This window comes from Coprococcus sp. AF16-22, from assembly GCF_003461545.1.
Lineage (GTDB): Bacteria > Bacillota > Clostridia > Lachnospirales > Lachnospiraceae > Coprococcus > Coprococcus aceti.
Genome location: NZ_QTXH01000001.1, coordinates 525,617 through 544,361, shown reverse-complemented (window position 1 = coordinate 544,361; position 18,745 = coordinate 525,617). Strand labels below are relative to the sequence as shown.

Here is an 18,745-nt window from a genome sequence, read left to right as displayed (position 1 = left end):
GGGATGCCCCCGCCACCACCGCAAGGGTATATGAACATGAATGGAGGCCCGGGGATGCCCCCGCCGCCACCTCAGGGTTATATGAACATGAATGCCAGACCGCCGCAGAGGAGAAATCCTGCGGTGTCTCCGAACAGATTCAGGATGTTTGGTATTCCGGTACTGGTATATGCGATCATATGTGCGGCATGTCTGTACAGCAACTGGTCGAGTATATTGTCGGCTGTGCTTTCGATAGTATCAATAGTGTTTATCAGTACATGCATGGTACGATATGAGAAGAACATCGGTGCAGACCGTGAGGCCATGACCACTGGAGCTGCGTTGTCGAAACAGAGTATACTGATCCCATATTATATTCTTGTGTTCATGATGTCGGTTGCCCTGAGTCTCACAGACGAGGGATATATCATATTTGGATGTAATGTGGGAATAATCGTTACAGAGATGTATGCGGTTATGACATACTTCAATGACACTGAAAAGCAGGGGATATTCAAGGGAATATTCTCATTTTTCGAGATGTTCTTTGGATCGATAGGGTATGTAAACATGCCATTTGCCGACAGAAAGGCGGAGCGTGAGATAACCGGCAAAAAGAGAAATTCCAAGCTGATGTACATACTTCTTGGATGTGTGATAGTACTTCCGATACTGGTGATCGTGCTCAATCTGCTGTCTTCGGCAGATCCTGTGTTTGCAAAGGTCATAAAGGACATATTTGGCAAACTGTTCTTCTCGTGGGATATAGTGAAGATAGTTCTGTTTGCCGCTGTGATATTCCTGTTTGTATATGGATTTATTGTCAAGGCGGGCCGCAGAGATCTTGGTGCAAATGCTCCGAAGGAGGGGCAGTACAATGCAGTGACAGGTATAACTATAACGATAGTGCTCACAGCGTTCTATCTGATATTTGCCGTTGTTCAGATAGTGTATCTGTTCATGAACAGCGCAGGACTTCCGGACGATATGACATACGCAGAGTATGCAAGACAGGGCTTCTTCCAGCTGCTCTTTGTAGCGGTTGTAAATGTGTGTATGGTGCTGATATTTAGTGCTATATTCAGAAAGAGTCTGGTGCTCAACGTGTCACTGCTCATGATGTGCATATGTACATATATAATGATTGCCTCATCAGCTGTGAGGCTGTCCATGTACATTGCGGAATATGATCTGACATACCTCAGAATAAATACCATATGGGCGCTAATAGTCACGTCTATAGTGATGCTCGGTGTTATCATAAGCCTGTTCTGGAGAAATATGCCGCTGTTCAGATACATATTTATGACGGTTCTGGTGATGTTCGCGCTGTATGCATTTATCAGACCTGGCGCAGTGATAACAAAGTACAATATCAGTCAGGCGCACAGTGGAAAGAAGATAGATCTTGAGTATGTGATGGATATAGGTAATGACGGAGTTCCATATCTGATCGATTATTTCAGGACCAAAGACATTACGCCCGAAATGGCCATGGAGGAAGTGATGTCGAAATATAGCGAGGACACCTACTACTGGAGAGACGACACGGTGGGAGAGAGGCTTGAGAAGATGCTTGAGGAGAATGATGACAAGGGCTATATCAGAAGCTTTAACTTCTCCAGATACAGAGCTTCAAAGACTATAGAGGATTATATAAAGTAGTGTAATATAGAATTACAGATCATAATAAATAAAGGAAGCCCCAGTCTCCGGTGCAAATAAACCGGAGACTGGGGCTTTTAGCTGCATTAAATATTAGTCGTCTTCTTCAGGAACGTAATGTCTTGATGTGTAATACTCAAATATATCCTCGGACTTGTCGTATGGCAGGAACTGGGATCTCTCCCTTACAACCCACTCATCTCCATTGTGGAGAATCTCGCCGAATACATAGCAGTTGTTGTGCTTGGCATCCTCACATGCCTTGAATATTGCGTCCTCACGTACATATACCTTTTCGGTATGCTTACATTTGATCAGCGCAAATACGTTGTCCACCTCTGCCAGGCATTGCTTGTGAAGGTTGCCGTTGTAGATGTAGAGGAAGAGGATGATTCGTCCAACGTTCTCACCTCTGTCGAGGTAGATGCGCATCTCCTCGTCGATACCTTCCTTCTGTCCTGTTCTGTCATCGCCCTTCAGGACTACAGAATCGCTTCTGCTGTACTTGTGACCCCAGAATACCAGTTCGGGATCTGAGCCGTCATTGTGCTCAACGATCGCTGCAAGGTTGAGGTCATATGTGTCCTCGGATGTAGCGCTCATGATATTGTCTATGGCAATCTTAATCTTTTTCTTGAGGTCGACCTTCTTGGCATCCCAGCCAATGCCGACCGTAAGTTTATTATCACCTTTTACAACATATTCGTTCATACAAAAACCCCCTTAGATTACAAGAAGAATAATAATGTGTCTATGAAGAATGTTGGTACAAGAATAGCAACTGACCATACGAGGTAGCCTACAAATGAAGGCATCTTGATACCATTTTCTTCGGCTATTGAACGTACCATAAAGTTAGGTGCGTTTCCTATATAAGTGTTGGCTCCCATGAATACGGCACCGCAGGAGATAGCCATCAGCATGACCTGAGGAACTACACCCATAGCAGTGCTTATACCCTCTGTAAATCCACTTGAAGCAGCGGTGGTGAAGAATACAAGGTAGGTAGGTGTATTGTCAAGGAAACTTGATAAAAGTCCTGTCATCCAGAAGAACTGTGCCGGATGTGTAAGTCCGAGCTCAGAACCACGTGCCTTGAGGATCAGGAGTGCTGGGATCATAGTGATGAAGATACCTATGAACAGTATGGCAACCTCCTGTATAGCATCCCATGTAAAGTTGTTGGCCTTACGGACTTTCTTGCTCGTTGTCTTGAATGAGAGGAAAGCCGCTGCTAGCATGATCACAATCTCGATGATAGCAGCCCATGAGAGTGTTACGCCCTCACAGAAATTGATACCCTTTGCAAATGCAGGGAACTTCATAGGAAGAACACCGCTGAGGATAACTGCGCCTACGATCATTACAAGAAATATAATGTTGTGAGCGCCCTTAAGTCTGATTGGCTTTTTGGTATCCGTATCGAATACCGGCTTCTGTCTGCCGTCTGCGATATCCTTCTTGTACGCTCTTGTGTCGAGAAAGAAGAATACAGTCAGCAGGATGATGAGATTGACAACCATGACCTTTGCAAGTCTGAGACTCCAGAAGAAGTCAACACCATTCATGAATCCCATCAGAAGTGGAGGATCACCGACAGGGGTGAGACAGCCACCAATATTTGAAACGAGGAAGATGAAGAATACAATGATCTGAACCTTTCTTCGTCTCCATTTATTTGCCTTTATGATAGGTCTGATCATCAGCATACTTGCACCGGTAGTACCGATCCAGCTTGACAGCAGAGTACCTATCAGTAGAAGCAGAACATTGAGCTTCGGTGTTCCCACCAGGTCGCCTTCAAGAGATATATTGCCTGCCACACAGAACAGGGCAAAAAGCAATACAATGAAAGTGAGATAGTCACCGATCATTACCTCGAGCAATTGTTCGCCCATCGTACCAAAGCCATGGAATATGGCAAATGGAATTAAAAATAAAAGAGACCAGCCTGCAACAGCCCACTGTTTGTGTTTTTCCCACCACTCACCGGCGATAAGGGGCATAACAGCTATGCACAGAAGCATACACACAAATGGTATACACCATGTAAGTGGAAGCGTAGCACCGAGTGTTTCAGTACCGGATTCGCTGTCTGCCGCCAGGGCACTTACCTGTGACAGCCCAAGAACTGAGATGACTGTGCCGAGACCTAGAAATAACCTGTTTTTCATCGTTTTTGCCTCCTATTAATTATAATTGAAAAACCTTATCTATGCTAACAAAAATATGGTAAAAATTCAACGAAAAAAATCGAAACTTAACCATTTATTTTCCAGAACAAAAAAATAATAAGTATAGCCCAAAAGATGGATATGTGATAGAATGAAAAAGATTGAAAATTGCAATACTATGGCCTTAGGGCAGAACAGAGGTAATTGATATATTATGGAACATCAATGGTCAAAGGCATACAAACCAAAGAGAAAACTTTACGTGCTGAGGTCCAGAGAGTCAGAGGGATTTGACGATTTTTGTCAGGAGAATGGCTATGACTGGTACAAGTGCTTTAGCAACATATACAGGCCGCTGGCAAACAGGGCTTTGTTTTATATGCCTGAGAAGATGATGGACGCCGGATATTCGCGTCTGTGTGGAGGAGTGGAGATAGGATACAGTGATATGGAGATGGTTCCTCAGAACTGTGTGAGCATCACGGTTCCGGGATTCGACGTTGTGGATATAAAGGGATTTGATATATCTCTGATAGAGGATATACCGAGACTCATGACCATGGCGTATTCATATGCCAAGTTGTATATAGAGACGGAGAAGCTGCACATTGTTTCTAACCACAAGCTTCCATATATATGTTACATGGAGAGCGCAGACAGTCTGTGCGTGGAGATTCCGGTATGGTCCAAGAAGACCAAGACGGAGGAGATGCTGACTCTTGACAACATGAGTAAGAGAGATCTCTATGAGATAGCATACAGGGAGCCTGCCACCGGACATTACAACTGGACATGGCTCAAGGAGAAGCTTGAGCAGTGTGAATATATAGGACTGGATCAGTTTATATTTGCCAGATTCGACATAAAGGGCTTCAGGCTCATCAACAACGTTATGGGCCGTGAGGTGGCGAAGGATCTGTTCAGATATATATGTGACGCTATGACCAAGCAGGACTGGATATTGTACTCTGCAAAGTGTGAGAGTGACGATTTTGCCATGATTATAAAGTATATGCCGGAGGATGAGATAATGAACCGGCTATATACATTCTTTGAGGAGATAGGACAGCTTCCGTCGAACAGGAAGTATAAGATATTCTATAGCTGTGGTATCGTATTCTATGATGAATTCGAGAAACTCAACATGTCAATGCGCGTTGAGGACATGGCGCAGATGGCACACCTCCAGTGTATCAAGACCAATGTAAATGAGATAAAGATATACACATCGGAGATGAAGAAGGAATACATCATGGCACAGCAGTACAAGCTGGAGCTCCCGGATGCCATAGAGAATGAGGATCTCATGGTATATCTTCAGCCGAAGTACAATCCACAGAACGACACCCTGACCGGTGCTGAGGCTCTGATAAGATGGTTCTACAAGGGCGGAGATATTCTCTCGCCGAAGTATTTCGTGCCGCAGTTTGAGACTGACGGAACTATAGACATCATAGACAGATATGTGCTGAGACAGGTGTGCAAGAAGTTCAAGGAGTGGAAGGAGCTTGGCTACCCGCTCTACCCGATATCCTGTAACCTCTCGAGACACCAGATATCGAGACCGGATCTTATATATATACTGTGTGATATAGTCGATGAATACGGAGTGGATCACTCGCTTATAGACTTTGAGATAACTGAGAGTGCAGATTTCGCTGACGTGCAGTATCTGATAAAGGTGCTCAAGGATCTGAAGGCTGAGGGCTTCAAGATATCCATGGACGATTTTGGAACAGGATACTCCAGTATGGCACTTCTTAAGGATATGCCGCTGGATATAATCAAGATAGACAAGAGCTTTATTGACGGAATAGCCACCGGCGAGCCGAACAACAAGGACATGCTCATGACACAGGATATCCTTGCCATGTCAAGGCATCTGGGAATCAGAAGTCTTGCGGAGGGTGTTGAGACATTTGAGCAGAAGGAATACCTGAGAGAGTGGGGATGCCACTACATTCAGGGTTATTACTACAGCAAGCCTATACCTATCACGGGATATGAATATCTTCTCAAGAAGATAATGCTGGGACAGAGCTAGCCGGATAATGATGCTATATAGCGACATATAGAGAATATACAGAAGAGTATAAGAAGGATTGATATATGAATGTATCGATCCTCTTTTTCTATTTATATTGGACCTTAACAGGATGTAATCCCAATAATGTAATGTATATAATTTACAAGTCTTGTATATATAATCAACAACCTACTAAAAAAATAATTAAGAATCATTCCCAATAGGGGTTGACTTTGATCAAAAAATAGGTATAATAAGATATAGTTGATAAATAAACATCAACAAAGAAGACAGAATATATTTTAACGATCAATGATGGATATTGATTAGATTATTTAAAAGAGAAAAGGAGAATTAAGTTATGGCAAAGTTTGTATGTACAGTATGCGGTTATATCTATGAGGGAGAGCAGGCACCAGCAGAGTGTCCTATCTGTCACGCAGGAGCAGATAAGTTCAAGAAGGTAGAGGGAGAGCTCACACTTGCAGCAGAGCATGAGTTTGGTGTATATGCTGAGACAGTTAAGAACAATCCAGAGATCAGCGATGAGGACAAGAAGTATATCTACGAGCAGCTCAAGGCTAACTTCGAGGGAGAGTGCTCAGAGGTTGGAATGTATCTCTGCATGGCTCGTGTAGCACATCGCGAGGGCTATCCTGAGATCGGTCTCTACTGGGAGAAGGCAGCGTACGAGGAGGCTGAGCATGCAGCTAAGTTCGCAGAGATGCTTGGATCAGACCTTGAGCAGAACATGACAGCTTCAACAGAGAAGAATCTTGCATGGAGAGTTGACTGCGAGTTCGGTGCAACAGCAGGAAAGGTAGATCTTGCAAAGTGCGCTAAGAAGAACAATCTGGATGCGATCCATGATTCAGTTCATGAGATGGCAAGAGACGAGGCAAGACACGGCAAGGCTCTCAAGGGACTTCTTGACAGATACTTCGGTAAGTAAGAAGAAGGTAAAGATTATTCATAAGGATAGTCAGTCTTACACATAAATCTAAAAAAGGTATATGCGGAAAGCAGTCAGGCTGCGATCCGTATATACCTTTTTTAGATTTATGTGTGCTATTTAATTGTTACTCATCTTTCTTGAGACTGAAGGAAGAGGAAGATGTAGTTGAGCTTGTTGTTGTATAAGGATTAGATGCGTGGGCATCCTGCTCTGAAGCTGCCGGCTGCTGTGAGTAGAACGGATCACTGTAAGACGTCTGCGGTGCCTGTGTCTGTTCTGCAGTGCCGTAGCTGCCACTGTTTGTAGTGCCGTACTGCTGTGTATAGCTGCCGTTATTTGGGCTGCCTGTGCTGCCCGGAGTGTACACGCCGTTGAAATCGCCTGTACCGTCATAGTAACCTGTGCCTGCTGGCTGTGCAGATGCGCTGATGGTGTTCTTGCTTCTTGTTGCCTTCAGGATCATGATCACTGCTGCCAGTAGGAATACAGCTCCGAGGACAAGCTTGAATATGTAATCTGAAGAGTCAACCATCTCTATATAGTAAGGAAAAGCTTCTGCCTTTGCGGTCGCATAGTCCTCACTTGTAGGAGTGTATCCATAATATTGTGCGTATGCGTCGACATACTTGGTGATGTAGTCGTCAAGGAAGCCCTGCACCTTGTCGCTGTTCTTGCGGATGACTCCTGTTATGTAGACTGGTTCTGCATCGTCAGCAGATGAGATCGCGTCAAATTTGGCGTCATCACTCTTGGAGATCGATATTCCGATCCACTTGGATGTGTCTCTTTTTGAGCCGTCTTCATTCTTGTCGCAGATATCAACGAGATAGTAGTATCCGTCGGTCTTGGTGACCACGTGATTGTACGTTGTAGTCTTCTCAATGTAAGCTCCGTATCCGTAGGTGAGTGTTCCCTCCACATACACTCCTGGTTTAACTTCCGATTCGTCACATGTAGTAACGTTTAGAAGCTTTCCGTGTAAACCGATAAATGTTCGTATACCCAGGAATAAAAGAACTATTCCGAATATACCGAAAACAACTGCTGATACGATGGGATTCCCCTTTTTCCTTGTTCTTGCCATAATGTTACCTCACTTTTTTTATTTGTTATGAATTATACATAACCACTTCAATACCTCACTTTTCTACAGTACAGGTAAAAAACAAATATTTCAAGTAAAAAAGGCAAAATCAAAAAAAATTAGACATTTTTTATGGTATACTCATTCATGGTGGTGATTTTATGGCAAAGAAAACAAAAAAGAATGAGAAAAAGTACATATATATAATTCCGGCAGTGCTGTGGATGATATTCATATTTTACATGTCGTCCAGAACAGGAGATGACTCGTCGGCGGTGAGCAACCCCATGACAGACTTTATAGTGGGGTTGTTCCAGAAGGTGAGAAATGATTCCGCGCCCGTGGTTGACAGGATGACGGGAGTGGTGGAGATCATGGTCAGAAAGGGTGCACACATGACGGAATATGGAATCCTTCTGGCTCTGCTGGCCCTGGCGGTCAGAAAGGCCGGCGGAAGGATGACTTCGGCTGGCGTGTATATATGGTCAGTTGTGATAACATTTGTCTATGCGTGCTCCGATGAGATTCATCAGCTCTTTGTCGCTGACAGGGCAGGCAGGGGCACGGATGTGCTTATAGATATGTGCGGCGCACTGGCAGCTCTTCTTATTATATGGGGATCAAAGAGCACAAGGGGAAGGATAATAATGGGCTTTGTGATAGGGATAGTGCTGGTGGCAGCGGTTATGTTCCTTTTCCTGTGGCCTTTTTAGAGCGCATTTAGTATTGGCAGCCTTGAATTAGAGTGGGGCAGATGGTATATTAAAAAAGACTATGAGCATCACATTACCGATGCTGACTGGAGGATGCAGAATGACATTAGCAGATGTTAGAAAGAACATAGACCGGGTCGACAAGGAGATCAAGCAGCTCTTCAAGGAGAGAATGGTTCTTGCGGACAATGTTGCTCAGGTCAAGGCAGAGACCGAGGATGACATATATAAGCCAGACCGCGAGGAGGCCATCATATCCAATCTCACAGGGGATGTGGATGATAACATCAAGATGGAGTACACGGCGCTTATCAAGAGGATCATGGAGATAAGCAGAAAGTACCAGTATGGAAGGACTCTGGAGCTCAGGAACTGTCTGGATGTGGAGTATGATGTGAAGGAGCCTGACATAGATGCGGTGGCGATGATAAAGCCGGAGCTGTACATTTGTCAGGGATGCTCGAGGGACAAGGTCATTGCGGTGGACTCATACGATGAGGTGTATGAGCTCATAAAGACTGGCAAGGTAGACGCCGGAATGGGAATACTTGAGGACATAAGCTACGGAGTTTCGGATGCGCTTCACGAGGTGCTCACCAACAACAAGCTGTATATATACAGATGTAACATTGTAAATGAGAATGGACACAACAAGAAGGTTGTCACATTTGCAGACCACCTCATAGTGGAGGAGAACCACAACAGGCTGAAGGTGATGTTCGTATGTAAGAATAAGAGCGGAAGTCTCAGCAGCATACTGTCCATGATCTCTGATTACGGGGTGAACCTCACAGAGATACACTCGGCGCCAAACAGGCAGGAGCATTGGAATTACAGATTCTATGTGGAGCTGTCTGCCAATTTACTGAAGAAGGATATACAGGCTTTAGTGTTCCAGCTCATGAACGAGACGGAGGAGTTTACGATCCTAGGAAGCTATGCCTGTGACGAGGAACAGTTTTAGAGAAAAAATAATTTTTAAGGAGAAAATATCATGATAGACAAGTTAGTAAAGAATATCCAGAAGACAAATGCACCTATAGTAGTTGGACTTGATCCAATGCTCAACTATGTACCGGAGCATATCCAGAAAGCTGCATTTGCAGAGTATGGCGAGACACTTGAGGGCGCTGGTGAGGCTATATGGCAGTTCAACAAGGGAATAGTTGACGCTACATATGATCTTATACCTGCAGTTAAGCCACAGATAGCCATGTATGAGCAGTTCGGAATCGAGGGACTCAAGGCATTCAAGAAGACAGTTGACTATTGCAAGGAGAAGGGACTTGTCGTTATCGGAGATATAAAAAGAGGCGATATAGGTTCAACATCAACAGCATATGCGGTTGGTCATATCGGAAAGGTACAGGTGGGAAGCAAGACATATGCTGGATTTGATGAGGATTTCATCACAGTAAACCCGTATCTTGGAACAGACGGAATCAAGCCATTTGTGGATGTGTGCAAGGAGGAGAACAAGGGTATATTCGTTCTCGTCAAGACATCCAATCCATCATCAGGTGAGTTCCAGGACAGACTTGTGGATGGACGTCCACTCTATGAGATAGTCGGAGATATGGTTGACAAATGGGGCAGCGATGTTGTAGGTGAATCAGGATATTCAGCGGTTGGAGCTGTTGTCGGTGCCACATACCCTGAGATGGGCAAGGTGCTGAGAAAGGTTATGCCAAAGTCATTTATCCTTGTTCCGGGTTACGGAGCACAGGGGGGTAAGGCTGCAGACCTTGTACACTACTTCAATGAGGACAGACTCGGTGCGATCGTCAACTCATCAAGAGGAATCATAGCTGCTTACAAGCAGGACAAGTATGCACAGTTTGGTGCTGAGAACTATGCAGATGCCTCAAGACAGGCAGTAGTTGACATGATCGAGGATATCAACGGCGCACTTGATGCGTAATTAAGCCGGAATGTGTGCGGCGAGCCGGGCTTGTCCGCCGTACACTGATAATAGAATGATGATGGAGGAAGACTATGGGCAAACTTAAGATGACAGCAAAGGTGGTCAGCCAGGAGACTCTTGCCACTGATGTATACAGTCTGGTGCTTGAAGCTCCAGAGATAGCTTCACAGGCTATAGCAGGACAGTTCGTGTCTGTATATACTCACGATGGCAGCAAGATGCTCCCGAGACCTATCAGCCTCTGCGGAATAGACAGAGAGGCGGGAACACTCCGCCTTGTATACAGAGTGGTTGGATTTGGAACAAAGGAATTTTCACAGCTTGCGGCTGGAGATACGGTCGATATATTGGGGCCTCTCGGCAACGGCTTCATGAAGTCGGACAAGAAGGCGATCCTGATAGGCGGAGGTATAGGAATCCCACCTATGTTACAGCTTGTAAAAGAGCTTGACTGTGAGAAGTCAGTCGTGCTCGGCTACAGGGATGAGATATTCCTGAACGAGGAATTTGAGCCATACGCACAGGTGTATATGTCATCTGAGGATGGACAGCACGGTGTGAAGGGCAACGTAATAGATGCCATAAAGGAATACGGCGTGGACGGTGCTGTCATATATGCATGTGGCCCTACTCCTATGCTTCGGGGAATCAAGGCATACGCCATGGAGAAGGGCATCGAGTGCCAGATATCCATGGAGGAGAAGATGGCGTGCGGCGTGGGCGCATGTCTTGCCTGCGTATGCAAGACAAAGGATATAGATGAGCACTCACAGGTGCACAACAGAAGGATCTGTAAGGATGGACCTGTATTCTACGCTGAGGAGGTGGAGCTGTAATGTCAGATAAGATCAATATGTCAGTGGATATAGCGGGTGTGACTCTCAAGAATCCAATAACAGTAGCTTCAGGAACATTTGGTTCAGGCATGGAGTACAGCGAGTTCGTGGATCTTTCACAGCTCGGTGCAGTAACCACCAAGGGCGTGGCAAATGTGCCATGGCCGGGCAATCCGACACCACGTATAGCTGAGACTTACGGCGGCATGATGAACGCCATAGGACTTCAGAATCCTGGAATCGATGTGTTCAAGAAGAGAGATATACCGTTCCTCAGGGATTACGATACAAAGATCATTGTCAACGTGTGTGGAAAGTCCAAGGAGGACTATGTTGACTGTGTTGAGAAGCTTGGCGATTGTGATGTGGATCTGCTTGAGATCAACGTGTCATGTCCGAATGTCAAGGAGGGTGGAATCGCATTTGGCCAGCAGCCGGATGCTCTCTACGATATAACAAAGGCAGTCAAGGCAGCGGCAAAGCAGCCTATCATCATGAAGCTGAGTCCGAATGTCACAGACATAACAGAGATGGCCAGAGCTGCAGAGGCTGGTGGTGCTGATGCGGTATCACTCATCAATACACTGACAGGTATGAAGATAGATGTGAACAGAAGAACATTTGCAGTGGCAAATAAGACTGCAGGTGTGTCAGGCCCTGCGATCCATCCGATAGCAGTCAGAATGGTATACCAGGTGGCAAATGCAATAAAGCTTCCTATCATCGGAATGGGCGGCGTGGCTACCACAGAAGATGCCCTTGAGATGATTATGGTCGGCGCAAGTGCGGTGGCAGTTGGAACGGCCAACTTCCACAATCCTTATGCAACAGTGGAGATCATAAAGGGTATTGAGGAGTATATGAAGAAGAATTCCATCAGCGATATCCATGAGCTGATAGGCTGTGTAAAATAGAACGATATAAGTCTTCTGTAAGAGTTTTAAGGGGTGTTGGGTTATGGAAGATAACATAGATATTGAAAAATATGCACAAAAACTCCGCATGGAACTGGATGAGGCGCTTGGCAGAAATGAGGAGCTCAGCGAGGAGATATCTGATCACGCAAGGATGCTGGAGAAGACTCTTGACAATCTGGCAGGCGGTGTGGGTATATTTGAACTTCACGGGAATAAGCCGGCTGTCAGGTACATGAGCAAAAGCTTTTATAAGCTGTTCAATGTGACCGAGGATCAGATGAGCGGATATGCCAGTGACTACGTGATGCTGGCCATTCCAGAGGATCGGTCTGCCCTTAAGAAGCAGATCCTGGAGACCATAACGAGTAACAAGACCACGGTGCGTGACATCCGCTTTACGGATGTGAATACCGGGGGATATTTCTGGATACAGGTCTGCCTTTCTGTCATGTCCATAAAAAAGGGAATCATCGCACTGTGTGCGGTGTTTATCGATGTGACAAGCAAGATGGAAGCGGAGCTGGAGAACAAGGCGCAGTCTGAGATGCTCAGGCTGATACTTCAGGGAAGCGGAGAATCCATAATCGTGTACGATGTCCCGACGGATACTCTGATAAATGAGAAGGTCGTGGATGGTGAGATGGTCACCACCATGAAATATGAGAATTTCTATAAGGGTATCGACACTAACAGGATAGTCCACGCTGACGACAGAGACGCCGTGACCGGCATGTTCAGAAAGATCCTTGATGCGGATGCGGATAGCTGTGACAGGCTGATGGGTGATCTGCGCCTTGATCTGGGTGGCGGAGGCAAATGTGAGTGGTACAGAGTGCTCTTTGTTCCTCTCAGGGACTCCAAGAAAAAGGTTCGCAAGATATTCGGCAAATATTACTCCATAAACGATGAGAAGATAAAAAGTCAGGAGCTTCAGCTCAGGGCGGAGAGGGATTCTCTGACGGGACTTTACAATCATGTCACATTTCAGCACAAGATTACGGATATGCTAGAGTCTTTCCCGGGTGAACTGTGCGCTTTTTATATCATGGATATAGATGACTTTAAGCATATAAATGACGCATTTGGACATTATGCGGGAGATGATCTTCTGTGTGATGTTGCAGTGACGCTGGAGGAGGTTGCGTCGGCAGCCGGAGGATTCTCAGGACGACTGGGCGGCGATGAATTTGCACTGTTTATCCCGATAGTCGACAGAAGAGAGGACGTGTATAAGCTGGCTGAGAATATACAGACCAGACTCACCACGATCAATTGCAGTCTGCCGCATACTATGTCGATGGGAATAAGTATCCACAGGATAGAGGGTGGTATAGATTTTGACCTTCTATACAGTGAGTCGGATCAGGCGTTGTACGCAGCAAAGAGGGGCGGCAAGAACCGTTACTGTGACTATGCCGACTCAGCGGATATGCATTCATGTGATTCGCATCACAGCGGATATACATACAATGATGACGAAGGTCTTATGCTGGATGAGATATCTGATATAGCATATGTTGCTGACATGAAGACCCACGAGATGTATTTCCTCAACAAGGCGGCGAAGAGAAGTCTTGGAATTGCGGAGAACGACGATTCTTACAAGGGTAAAAAGTGCTTTGAGATAACCCAGGGCGGTGATGACCAGTGCCCATTTTGTTCTAATGAGATACTGGTTCCCGGACAGAGTTATGTATGGAATCACTACAACAGCAAGGCAAAGGGACTGTATGTGGTGAAGGATAAGATAGTTGACTGGCACGGAAGAAAGAGCCGGCTTGAGATTGCAGTTGACGTGTCTGACATAGATAAGACAACACAGGTTCTGGCGGACAGCTATGACATAGAGGATGCCCTTGTCAATTTCATGGCGAATATAACTTCAAAGCAGAGCAGTGAGGAGAAATATACCAGTCTGCTCGAGGTGATGGGAACTTTCTACAATTCCAAGAACGCCTGCCTTGTGGAGTATGGACAGGATGGCACAGGGGAGCTTTATTACTGGAAATCATCAGACGAGGAGTCGATAGAGGATGGTCTGAAGGCTCTTGTCACACAGAAAATGAGGGATGAACTGGAGAAGGAAGTCCTCAGGGACGAGGTTCTCATAGTGGACCGTTCCCATCCATTAAGGAATCCTGAAACAGAATTTGCACGGATGCTGAGTGACAGCAGGATATGGTCACTGTATGCGGTTCCGATCATAGTGGACGATGAACTGCTCGGCAGGGTATTTGTGTTCAATCCGGAGAAGCACAATGGAAACATAAGACTCATGAAGAACTTCGCTGCTTTTATCGGAAGTGAGATATATCAGAGACATCTGAAGGAGGACCAGCAGTTTGAGTTCACCCACGATAAGCAGACAAAATGCTTTAACAGGAACAGTTACATAGACTATATAAGAGGCAGAAAGAATCTGAGCAGTATTGGACTTGTGGCTGTGGATATCAATGAGATAAGGGGCATCGCGGAGATGTTCGGTCCGGATTATGCGGACGATGTGATCCTGCAGCTTGTCGGCAGGATAAGGAAGACGTTTCCGGACGAAAGGGTGTTCCGCATGGGTTATGACAGCTTTATCATCATATGCGAGAACATTGAGCAGTTGAAGTTTAACGTATATGCATCAAGACTGCGGGAAAACCTGCTCTACGGTGAGTTCACGGCATGTTGCGGGTATGTCTGGACAGATTATAACATTGACGTCCGCAGGATGGAGGATCATGCGGCAAATCTCCTGTATTCTGAGAAACAGCGTTGGTATGAACAGCAGGACTGTCATTCGGTGAAGTGGAATACGCTGAAAAAGGATATGGTGAAGAAGGAACTTGAGGAAGGACTGTTCTATGTCCTTTATCAGCCGAAGATGCTGTATCCGTCAGGAAAGATATGTGGGGCAGAGGCCCTTGTAAGATATTCCGGAAATGATGACTTAGCGGATGTTATCGACAGGCTTGAGAAGAGCAGGACTGTAAAATATGTGGATTTTTACGTGCTTGAGAATGTGTGCAGAGATCTGGCAAAATGGCATGAAGAGGGAATGCCATACATCCCGGTATCCTGTAACTTTTCCAGAATGTCGCTTATAGAGAGCAATGTGGCCAAGCAGATAGCAGCAGTGGTTGACAGGTACGGAATACCGCATGATGTGGTCGAGATAGAGATAACCGAATCGGTCAGCGAGCAGGAGCATGATACTCTGGTGAACATTTCGAACAATATACATGAACTGGGCTTCAGGATCGCGATGGACGATTTTGGAACAAAATACTCAAATGTCGCTATGCTTGCCCATATGGGATTTGACATTATCAAGTTCGACAAGAGCATGATAAATGACATAACTGTCAATCCGGTGGATCGCACGGTTATGTGTCATCTCATAAACATGTTCAATGAACTGGGAATGTTCTGTATAGCTGAGGGTGTGGAGACCGAGGATCAGGCGGATGTGCTCAGCAGCATAGGACTGGCTTGTATACAGGGGTATCTGTGCAGCAGGCCGCTGGAGAAAGAAAAGTATGTGGAGATGTGCAGGGAAAGAGGCATATCACAGCCGTACACCAATAAATAATTGAATCTTTATATGGATTATGGTAGTATGTGTAGGAAAAAGGGCAAAAAAGCCTGAAAACAGGAGGATTCGCAGAGACATGGAACAGTACAAGAAGGAATTTATCGAATTCTTGGCTGTCCTGTTTTGAAGACTCTCCCAAACCTCGAAAAACGCCGTATTTACAAGGCTTACAGCACTTTTACAGAAATCGCAAAAGTATCGTAACTTATCGTAAAAGTGTGTAGTTTATCATAAAAAGTGTGTAGTAAAGTGTGTAGTACAAACGAATAGGAATCATCAGATGAGGATGATAAAAGTATAAGTCCATGTACTTGTAGAAATGCAGGTATGTGGGCTTTTTTTATTATCAAAAATTCAAATGGATTATGGAAGGAGAGTTAAGATTATGAGTAATGAAATTTCATTGTTTGAGAAGCTGGGAGGTACTTATACAGAGGTGGATGGTATTTTGTATCCGAATATCGGTATGGATGATACTGATACGAAATCCGATACGGCTTCGGTTGTAGCAGCCGCCGATATCGGAAAATACGGTCATCTGTGGATTTGTTATATGAAGGAAAACCACCCTGACAGGTATCGTCATCATATTAGGCTGGGTCAGCTTCTGATTAGGGCAAAGGAAGTAAATGAGGAGGCTTATGAGATGTTAGATAGGATTGTAGAGAAGTATCTGGTGAAGCATAAGCCAAAGGATGCACATTCCACTATGGAAATGTGGAAAATAAGAGAGCAGGCAAAACAGCTTGCGGAGGAGGTTATTTATGGAGAGATTGTTTACAAGTATCACTAATGCAGGAGCGACTGCAACACAAAACAAAAATATTATGCAGACCGGTTATTATGCCGGAGAAAGAGAGGATTTTATGAGAGAAAATTTATTTATGACTGAAACAACTATGGCACCTGTTAAAATTGCACTGGATCATGGCTGGAGTTCCATTAAGGGCGAGCATACTTTTATGGAGACTTCTATAGTTCCGGTGGATTATGAGCCTCTTACCAAGAACGGACTTTTGGAGTATAAAGGGAAAAAGTATATCGTAGGACAGGGCAGACTTGGAAAGCAGGCAACCAAGACAGAGAATGAGAACTATTTTCTGCTGACCCTTGCAGGGATTGCCAAGGAATTGCAGTATCAGGGTAAGACAGCGGCTTCTCATGTGGAATTATATGCAGGTGTGCCTCTGACCTTGTTTGGTGCGGAGCGTAAGGAGTTTCGTGATTATCTGTGGCATAAGGAGCGTATTTCTTTTACCTTTGAGGGAGTGCATTATTCTTTCTTCATGGATAAGGTAAAGATTTATGCCCAGTGTTATGCAGCTATTGCGAACCGTATGGGAGATATGGACAGACTCAGATGTGTGGACTTGGGCTCCTGGACCTTGGATATATTAAGCGTCCGTGACAGAATCCCTATGGATAAGGATGCCTGTACTTATGAGCTTGGACTGATTACCACCATTGAGCGTATCAAAAAGGAAGCCCTTCCCAAGTTAAAGTGTGAAATGCCGGAGGATGACATTGTTGATGTTATCCGTGGAAAGCAGTCCAATGTAAATGCTGACTTTATCCCTTTTATTGAGAAGGGCTTACAGCAGTATGCAGACGAGGTGGAAGCGAAGCTTCGGGAGATTAAGGTGGATTTAATGCATGAGAATATTGTGTATGTGGGCGGTGGCGCCTGTGTGATGAAGCGTTTTGGCAGAGCGCAGGGCAGAAACATCCAGTATGTAACGGATGTGAAAGCCAATGCCATCGGCTACCGTTATCTTGCAGAAAATCTGGGATAGGAGGCTTTTATGGGAAATGCAATATCTTTTCGGTTGAATCCGAAATGTGAAAGTGACAGAAAAATCCTTGCGTGGCTGGAGGCAAAATCCAGCCAGCCGGGATATCTGAATCAGACAGAGCTTATCAAGCAGGCATTGTTTTCTGCTATGGAAAGTGAGCAAAGGGGCATTCGGGAAAAGGAAACCACAGAATGGATGGAGCAGGCAATCAAAAGCATGGCAGAGGAATTTACCAAGGTGGTGCAGGAGTCCTCACAGAATATGGCTAACAATATGTTTGCCGGAGTTCTGGGAGCAATGGCTCAGCAGATGAATATGGGAGTTGTTCCTATGGCTACGTTGCCGATGTCTGGTGCAGTTCCTAATGGTATGACAGTTGCTGTACCGAATGTAATGCCTTCTGCTGTAGCAGCTAATGTGCCGGAGCCAACGGTTCCCGATAATGAACTTGCCGCAGATACTTCCAATGCTATGGATAGTGCCACAAAAGATATGCTTGGAAGTCTGTTTGATATGGATGATGAGTAAGAAAATGAAAAATCACAGTATGACGGACTGTCTTACAAAAAGGTGCCTTGTATGAGGAAATGACCTTATCTGTAAGACAGTTCTTTTTCTATGGGAAAAGCTGTGATACGAAATTCTTACGAAGCCAGCCAAGCCTTTGGCAAAAAATAAAGTCTGCTTGCAGGCTTTATTTTTATGTCCATAAGGCGAAAAAGCTAGGGCTTGGGGATGTCAAATCCCCAACAAGTTCCTGCCCGTGTATATACAGGGCGGAACTTGCTCTACCTTATGCGACGTATCCGGAGCCCATGCCGACTTAGGTCGGCACGCATCAGCGAAAGAAGGATTTCTTAAGGAAAATGATGCGGAGGCTATAGTAGGATTTCTTATGAGAAATGTGATTAGCAGATTTCTGTAAGACAGGTGTATGACACATTTCCATATATTCGGCGAGCGAATTATAACGAGCCGCAACAGACTGCTAAAGGAAATATCCGTGAGTGCAACGAGCGCATTGGTGAGCGACCTTAGGGGAGCGAGGCTATGCACGGGAGGGGAGATGCAGAATCTGCATCGGGGAAAATCTTCT

The 18,745-nt window shown here is 45.1% G+C and carries 15 protein-coding genes; 12 read left to right on the top strand and 3 right to left on the bottom strand.

The genetic code is table 11. The features are described 5' to 3' along the window. Positions 1–54: 54 nt before the first annotated feature. Positions 55–1,647, top strand: a complete 1,593-nt coding sequence (locus tag DWW60_RS02430) for a DUF4153 domain-containing protein (protein WP_158565869.1) — start codon at positions 55–57, stop codon at positions 1,645–1,647. A gap of 93 nt (positions 1,648–1,740) precedes the next feature. On the opposite strand, the gene DWW60_RS02425 is transcribed toward DWW60_RS02430, so the two are convergent. After that, a complete protein-coding gene (locus DWW60_RS02425) occupies positions 1,741–2,358 on the bottom strand; it encodes a TerD family protein (protein ID WP_117874281.1) in 618 nt (205 codons plus the stop codon). A 17-nt stretch (positions 2,359–2,375) separates the two neighbouring features. Beyond that, complete coding sequence (locus DWW60_RS02420) at positions 2,376–3,821, bottom strand: sodium:proton antiporter (protein WP_117874280.1); 1,446 nt, start codon at positions 3,819–3,821, stop codon at positions 2,376–2,378. 214 nt (positions 3,822–4,035) lie between these two features. Between DWW60_RS02420 and DWW60_RS02415 the strand changes: the two genes are divergently transcribed. After that, positions 4,036–5,865: a GGDEF domain-containing phosphodiesterase gene (locus tag DWW60_RS02415; protein WP_117874279.1), complete on the top strand. Its 1,830-nt coding sequence runs from the start codon at positions 4,036–4,038 to the stop codon at positions 5,863–5,865. 343 nt (positions 5,866–6,208) lie between these two features. Then, a complete protein-coding gene (locus tag DWW60_RS02410) occupies positions 6,209–6,799 on the top strand; it encodes an NADH peroxidase (protein WP_055224152.1) in 591 nt (196 codons plus the stop codon). A gap of 127 nt (positions 6,800–6,926) precedes the next feature. Here the strand turns inward: DWW60_RS02410 and DWW60_RS02405 are convergent, their stop codons facing one another. After that, positions 6,927–7,886 carry a DUF6709 family protein gene (locus tag DWW60_RS02405; protein WP_117874278.1) on the bottom strand — a complete coding sequence of 320 codons (960 nt, stop codon included), beginning with the start codon at positions 7,884–7,886 and terminating at the stop codon, positions 6,927–6,929. 161 nt (positions 7,887–8,047) lie between these two features. On the opposite strand from DWW60_RS02405, the gene DWW60_RS02400 reads away from it, so the two are divergent. From DWW60_RS02400 to DWW60_RS02360, 9 genes are all read left to right on the top strand, one after another. After that, positions 8,048–8,599, top strand: coding sequence for a VanZ family protein (locus DWW60_RS02400; protein ID WP_055273512.1), 552 nt, complete (start codon positions 8,048–8,050; stop codon positions 8,597–8,599). Between the two features lie 100 nt (positions 8,600–8,699). After that, positions 8,700–9,563 carry a chorismate mutase gene (locus DWW60_RS02395; protein WP_015534778.1) on the top strand — a complete coding sequence of 288 codons (864 nt, stop codon included), beginning with the start codon at positions 8,700–8,702 and terminating at the stop codon, positions 9,561–9,563. 30 nt (positions 9,564–9,593) lie between these two features. Next, complete coding sequence (gene pyrF, locus DWW60_RS02390) at positions 9,594–10,520, top strand: orotidine-5'-phosphate decarboxylase (RefSeq protein WP_015534777.1); 927 nt, start codon at positions 9,594–9,596, stop codon at positions 10,518–10,520. Positions 10,521–10,594: 74 nt separating this feature from the next. After that, complete coding sequence (locus tag DWW60_RS02385; protein ID WP_117874277.1) at positions 10,595–11,359, top strand: dihydroorotate dehydrogenase electron transfer subunit; 765 nt, start codon at positions 10,595–10,597, stop codon at positions 11,357–11,359. A gap of 11 nt (positions 11,360–11,370) precedes the next feature. Beyond that, on the top strand, positions 11,371–12,273 hold the full coding sequence (locus DWW60_RS02380; protein ID WP_172674885.1) for a dihydroorotate dehydrogenase: 903 nt from the start codon (positions 11,371–11,373) through the stop codon (positions 12,271–12,273). A 43-nt stretch (positions 12,274–12,316) separates the two neighbouring features. Next, positions 12,317–15,853: an EAL domain-containing protein gene (locus DWW60_RS02375; RefSeq protein ID WP_117874276.1), complete on the top strand. Its 3,537-nt coding sequence runs from the start codon at positions 12,317–12,319 to the stop codon at positions 15,851–15,853. A gap of 388 nt (positions 15,854–16,241) precedes the next feature. After that, positions 16,242–16,649, top strand: a complete 408-nt coding sequence (locus DWW60_RS02370; RefSeq protein ID WP_015534773.1) for a TnpV protein — start codon at positions 16,242–16,244, stop codon at positions 16,647–16,649. After that, positions 16,621–17,649: a ParM/StbA family protein gene (locus DWW60_RS02365; RefSeq protein ID WP_015534772.1), complete on the top strand. Its 1,029-nt coding sequence runs from the start codon at positions 16,621–16,623 to the stop codon at positions 17,647–17,649. The genes DWW60_RS02370 and DWW60_RS02365 overlap by 29 nt, the downstream gene beginning before the upstream one ends. A gap of 9 nt (positions 17,650–17,658) precedes the next feature. Further along, complete coding sequence (locus DWW60_RS02360; protein ID WP_015534771.1) at positions 17,659–18,177, top strand: hypothetical protein; 519 nt, start codon at positions 17,659–17,661, stop codon at positions 18,175–18,177. The last annotated feature ends 568 nt before the right edge of the window (positions 18,178–18,745 follow it).